Annotated in this window: 5 protein-coding genes; all 5 read left to right on the plus strand. The window is 36.7% G+C overall.

The annotated features are described in order from the left end of the window. A partial coding sequence (locus AC220I_RS16555) for an ATP-binding cassette domain-containing protein (protein ID WP_486724970.1) occupies window positions 1-1,275 on the plus strand: 1,275 nt, incomplete at its 5' end. Window positions 1,276-1,382: 107 nt separating this feature from the next. Continuing rightward, window positions 1,383-2,369: a helix-turn-helix domain-containing protein gene (locus AC220I_RS16560; protein WP_486724971.1), complete on the plus strand. Its 987-nt coding sequence runs from the start codon at window positions 1,383-1,385 to the stop codon at window positions 2,367-2,369. A gap of 223 nt (window positions 2,370-2,592) precedes the next feature. After that, entirely contained in the window at window positions 2,593-3,462 is an 870-nt protein-coding gene (locus AC220I_RS16565; protein ID WP_486724972.1) for an AraC family transcriptional regulator, read from the plus strand. An 87-nt stretch (window positions 3,463-3,549) separates the two neighbouring features. Next, window positions 3,550-4,653: a C45 family autoproteolytic acyltransferase/hydrolase gene (locus AC220I_RS16570; RefSeq protein ID WP_486724973.1), complete on the plus strand. Its 1,104-nt coding sequence runs from the start codon at window positions 3,550-3,552 to the stop codon at window positions 4,651-4,653. A 209-nt stretch (window positions 4,654-4,862) separates the two neighbouring features. Beyond that, window positions 4,863-6,215, plus strand: coding sequence for an APC family permease (locus tag AC220I_RS16575; protein WP_486724974.1), 1,353 nt, complete (start codon window positions 4,863-4,865; stop codon window positions 6,213-6,215). Window positions 6,216-6,290: the final 75 nt, after the last annotated feature.

A 6,290-nucleotide genomic window follows, 5' to 3' on the forward strand; every position in this document is an offset into this window, starting at 1 on the left:
GGGCTTGATTATGTGACTCTAGATAGAGAAACAGCCACGCTTTCAGGAGGTGAATCCCAGCGCGTTAAGATGGTAAAGCATTTAACGAGCAGTTTAACCGATGTTGTCTATATTTTTGATGAACCCAGCATTGGTCTTCATCCTAGAGATGTTCACCGACTCAATGAACTGATAAGAAAATTGCGTGACAAGGGCAATACGGTAATAGTAGTAGAGCATGATCCAGATGTGATTAAGGTAGCAGACCATATTGTTGATATGGGCCCACTTGCAGGGGTCAAGGGTGGTGAGGTCTGTTATGAAGGGTCTTTTGACAATCTAATAGGATCAGGTACCTTAACAGGACAATTTCTATCAAAATCGTTCCCAATAAAAATGGATGTCAGAAAACCAAAAGATTTTTTAGTGACCTCAAAGACGAGCTTGCACAACCTTAAAAACGTCAGTTTAAGGATACCAGTTGGTCTGTTTACAGTTGTCACTGGGGTTGCAGGTTCAGGGAAGTCCACACTTGTAAATGGCGTGTTTTCAAAAGAATATCCTGAGGCGATTCTTGTTGATCAATCTCCTGTTTCTGGAAATTTACGTTCTAATTCCGCAACCTATACAGGGATTATGGACAACATTCGCAAGCTTTTTTCGGTAGAAAACAGTGTCAGTGCAGGCCTTTTTAGCTATAATTCAGAAGGCGCTTGTGAGATGTGTAGTGGTAGAGGCTTTATAGAAAATGACCTCGCTTTTATGACCAGTGTTGAAACTGTTTGTGAAGCGTGTGGTGGAAATCGATTCAAAACGGAAGTCTTAAGTTTTACCTATAACGATAAAAACATCGTGGAAGTGCTTGCCTTGACCATAGAGCAAGCAAAGGATTTTTTCACAGAGGCTTCAATTAAGAACAAGTTAAAGAATATCCTAGAAGTAGGCCTTGGCTATATTACACTTGGTCAAACACTTGATACGCTTTCAGGTGGGGAATGTCAGCGCCTAAAACTGGCAAAAGAGCTCAGTAAAAAAGGTAATATTTATATTCTGGATGAACCGACAACAGGGCTCCATATGTCTGATATTAAGTCGATTTTAAAAATTATTAACAAGCTCGTGGATAAGGGAAACACAGTTGTTGTCATTGAACACAATCTTGATGTCATAAGAAATGCCGATTGGATTATCGATCTTGGTGTAGATGGTGGTAGTCGCGGTGGTGAGATTTTGTTTGAAGGTGAGCCGATAAAATTAAAATCTTGCGAAAGGTCAATTACAGCTAAGTACATCTAATTATTAGTGTGGAACTAAAAAAAACATGGATTAGCCCTTGACTCTTCCTTTGGGTAATCCTGTATTCTGAGTATAAATCATAATATATAAGAAGAGAGGTAATGAAGATGAGCAATTTAATTAAGATCAAAGATGTGTCAAGCCAATACGATGTAACTGCTCGTACATTGCGATATTACGAGGATATGGGACTACTCACAAGTGTTAGAAGTACGGATTATGCTTATAGGATGTATGATGAAAATGCCATAAGAAGACTCGAACAAATTTTAATCCTTCGTAAACTAAGTATTAGTATTAGAGATATTCAGAGAGTTTTTAGCACATCAGGTTCGGAAATCGTTTTAGAGGTATTAGGCAAGAAGGTGACAAGTATCGATGATGAGGTGGCACTTTTACATGAGTTAAAAGAAATCGTGTTGGATTTCATTCATGAGATTGAGCAAATAAATTTCACCGAAAACTCAGACATCAAGCTCTTATATTCTAAGGCTAAAGAAATCGAAACACAGTTGACCAGTGTTGACTACATAGGAAAACCATCAAAGGTGAATCGTCTACTTGAAATTTCAGACCAGCTCGACAAGAAAATTCCAGACATCATGGTGGTTAGAATACCGGATTTTAAAGCGGTTACAGTGGGCGTTCAGTCATGGGACGATATGTTCAAGCATGGTGGCTATATGTATCAGCTTTGGCAGAAGGTACACCTTTACAAAAGTGTGATTTTTGACTGCTTTGATTTTCTGCTTTCTGTTGAAGACAAGGTTGAGTGGCTATGTGCTGTACATGAGGGGGTCACTAATGAGGATGTCGCGCCCTTTGATTTAATCGATTTCAAGGGTGGCCTTTATGCCATGGCGGTCAGTATTGATGAAGATAACGAAAGCCTGAGCAAGGTTGAAGGTAAGGTGCATCAGTGGCTTGAAAACACCAATTTCGTCATGGATGAAAACCGGAAAGTCATGTTTAATATGCCTTATTTGTATGAGGATGGAAGAGATCCTGTTTATAGGGAGATTGAGTTGGGGCTTGGCTATAAGCAGATGCAGCGCTATTTTCCAATTAAGTTAAAAGAGGGCTATATCGTATAACTTTACAATTTATAATGGCAATTATTATATAGCATTCATACGATATTAATTTGAAGAAAAATTATTATAATCATTAGTATAATAAGAAACAACTACTGGGTTTAAACAGGGATAGAAATAAACTATAATAGGGGCCCTTGCTTAAATCTTTCGTAATCGATGGCCATTTATATATATGGTTGCCTGTCGATTATGGCGTAGGATAAAAATTACAAAGGAAGTGGTGAATACTTTGGAATGGACAATCGCTTTTAGAGAAACTGTTGAATACATTGAACAAAACTTACTTTCTGATTTAACATTAGATACTCTTGCAAAACATGTTCATATTTCACAATTTTATTTTCATAAGGCATTTAATATTATGAGTGGCTATACTGTTGCCGAGTACATAAGGAACAGGCGATTATATTTAGCTGCACTTGATCTTATAGAAAATGATGATAAAGTGATTGATCTAGCATATCGTTATGGCTATGAAACACCTGAGAGCTTTACCAAAGCTTTTAGCCGATTTCATGGTTTGTCACCAACGAAATTGAAAAAGCAGCCATATATGATAAAACCATTTCATCCCATTGAAATAAATATTTCTGTCAAGGGAGGTGACCAATTAGAATATACTATTGAGGAGATGGATGCCTTTAAAGTAATAGGGATTGGTGCACGTTTTTCGTATGAAAATGCATTTGATAAAATTCCAGAATTTTGGAGGGAATGGAAGCGAAAATGCAGCTTGAAAATAGATAGAGGTCTGGTGTCAGATTTCAATATTGGAAAGTATGGTATATGCATCGATGTACTGCGTAATCCAAAAGAATTTGACTACTATATTGCTGGAGATTATGATGAGAACTCCGAATTTAAAGGGTGTGAAATTATAGAAATTCCAGCATTGACTTGGGTAAAATTTCGTTGTATAGGACCAATGCCAGTCTCATTACAGGCCTTAAATACAAGAATATATAAAGAATGGTTACCAGAAAATAAAAATTACGAGATTACTTGGGGTTACAATATTGAAGTCTATGGTAAAGGTGAAATAAGTGATTCCAATTATAAGAGTGAAATTTGGATTCCTATAAAAAAGTAATCAATATTGGACAATTTAAAACAAAGAATGACAGGATAAGTTATGGTGTTCCTTGTAGAATTAACTTGAAACAGAAAGGAGAATTCTATGAAAGAGAAAACCGTAGCTTATTTTGTTTTAGAGGGAAGTAATCAGGATATTGGAAGGCAACTGGCATCCAAAATAAAGGCAAACTCAGGGTTTGTGAAAGCACCAGCAACGTTCACAGATGTTGAGCTGAGAGAAGCAATAGAACTTTACAATCGATATTGTCCTGGCTTAGTTGAGGAACTTGAGAGTTATGCGCATGCTTATAATATACCTATAAGCGATATTGCATATACATGGATGACTTATTTAATTCCAAGATGTTCTGGTTTAATCTTAAATAGAAGTCTTATGGATGACGGTAATCCCAGACTCATAAGAAATTATGAGTTTGATTTAGAACATGAGGATATGATTGTATTTGAAACAAACCCTAAAGGCAGGTATGGTCATATTGGAGGCAGTGTTGCACTATTTGGTAGGAGTGAAGGGATTAATGAATGTGGTCTTGCAATTTCAATGTCGTCTTGTGGATTGCCAGTTAGTAATATAAGTGAGATGAGGTCGCCTAAAATAAAGGGATTACAGTTTTGGGCAGTCATCAGAAGTTTATTGGAAAATTGTAAAGACATGGATGAAGCATTGGTTATGGTTAAGGAAATGCCAATTGCATATAATATAAACTTATTAATAATAGATGCAAATGGAAACGGCTGTATTGTGGAGACCATGGATGGCGAAATAACATCTCAAACTATAAGCTCTGAAAGTAAACGTAAGTATTTGTGTGCAACAAACCATATTGCAATTCGATCATTTCAGAATCGAGAACCCTTTGCAATGCATAATTCACTTGTTCGATTACAAAATATAGAGCGGTTTATGGAAAATAAGAAAACCTTTAATGAAAATGACTTGTGTGATTTTTTTATTAGCAAATATCCTATAGGTCTATCTACATCATACTATTCAGATTTTTTTGGCACAGTTAAGACGGTCATTATGGATCCCATAAAGCGTACATTTAAAATTCGTTGGTTGGTTGAGGCAGAAAACGGATGGGAGGAATATCAAATTGGTACACAGACAACCGATCATACATTAAAAAAATATTATATAAATGAAAGCGCTGATGCTTCATTTTTTAAATTCATAAAGCTGTAATTCAAGCCCTTATGCCAAGTCTGGGTAATTTTCCCTTCAAAGTAAGCGATAACAAAAATTTAAGAAAATTATCGCGATAATTAAGTGAAATTGTATTGATTAGATTTTAGCTTTACTGTAAAATAATCAAGTTGTGCAAAAAAGAAGCTATAGTTATTAATGCGTATTTTCTCTTTTAACAATAATAGACATCAATGTATGGAGGAAGAATGAAGGGAACAACTTTAAAGAAAGAAATTGGATTAATGGAAGCAATGACAATGGTTGTAGGTGTTGTTATTGGTTCGGGAATATTTTTTAAAGCATCTACTGTTTTCAGTCAGGCGGGTAGTCCGTTTTGGGGCATCATGGCTTGGATATTAGGAGGCCTTATAACAATGGCTTCAGCATTGACCGTTACTGAGATAGCAACAGCAATTCCTAAAACTGGGGGAGTTTTTGCCTATCTTAATGAACTCTACGGTGAAAAAACAGCCTTTCTTTTTGGCTGGATGCAAAGTTTAATTTATGTTCCAGGTGTTGTCGCGGCATTATCTATTGTATTGATTTCTCAGATTACATTTTTTGTAGAAATATCGCCGATGGTGCAAAAAATATTTGCAATTATATTCATTTTCTTTATTATTTTTATCAACGTATTATCGACAAAACTTGGCAGTCGAGTTCAACTCGTTTCAACAGTGGCTAAGTTAGTGCCAATCATTGCAATCATCGGCTATGGTCTTGTAAGGGGAAATGCGCAAGGCTTTGATGCAATACTTGGTGGCCTTTCTAGCATCGGCAGTGAAAGTGTGAATTACACAGGACTTGGCGCAGCTATTTTAGGAACTTTATGGGCCTATGATGGTTGGGTCGGCGTTGGCAATATGGCAGGTGAAATGAGAAACCCAACGAAAGATTTGCCAAAGGCGATCATCTTCGGTTTGTTGGCAATCATTCTCGTTTATATTGCTATAAACACAGCTTTGATCAACGTAATGCCGATTGATGATGTTGTTGCTTCAACACAAGTTACATCGGATGCAGCTGTAATCCTCTTTGGTAAAATTGGAGCGAGCATTATTGCAGGTGGTATCATTATTTCCATATTTGGAGCATTGAATGGCTACTTGATGACTGGTGTACGTGTGCCGTTTGCAATGGCTCAAAATGGCTTAATGCCATTTTCAAAGACCTTTGGACAAGTAGATGCGCGCTTTGGCACACCAACAAATGCATTCCTACTTGAAGGGACTTTAGCTTCTATTTACGTCTTAAGTGGTTCGTTTGAAATGTTAACCAATTTAGCCATGTTCATGGTATGGTTGTTCTTTGTAATGACAGTTGCTGGAATCTTTAAACTTCGAAGAATAAACGCTGGTAAGGAGAGAAGTTATAGTGTGCCGCTTTATCCAATTGTGCCACTTGTGGGTATTTTGGGAGGCGTTTATGTCATCGTTAGTACCCTTATGACAAATCTTAGCAGTTCTCTGATTGGGATTGCAATCACATTAACAGGCCTACCCGTGTATATGATCTTAATGAAAAAAGAAGAAGACAAGCTAGAAGTAAGTATTGATTAGTATATTATAAGATGTTAAAAAACTCTAATTAACACGTAATGGCCTTAGAATTTAAGCCCTTACTGGTTGACTAGA

This window comes from Fusibacter sp., assembly GCF_057447755.1.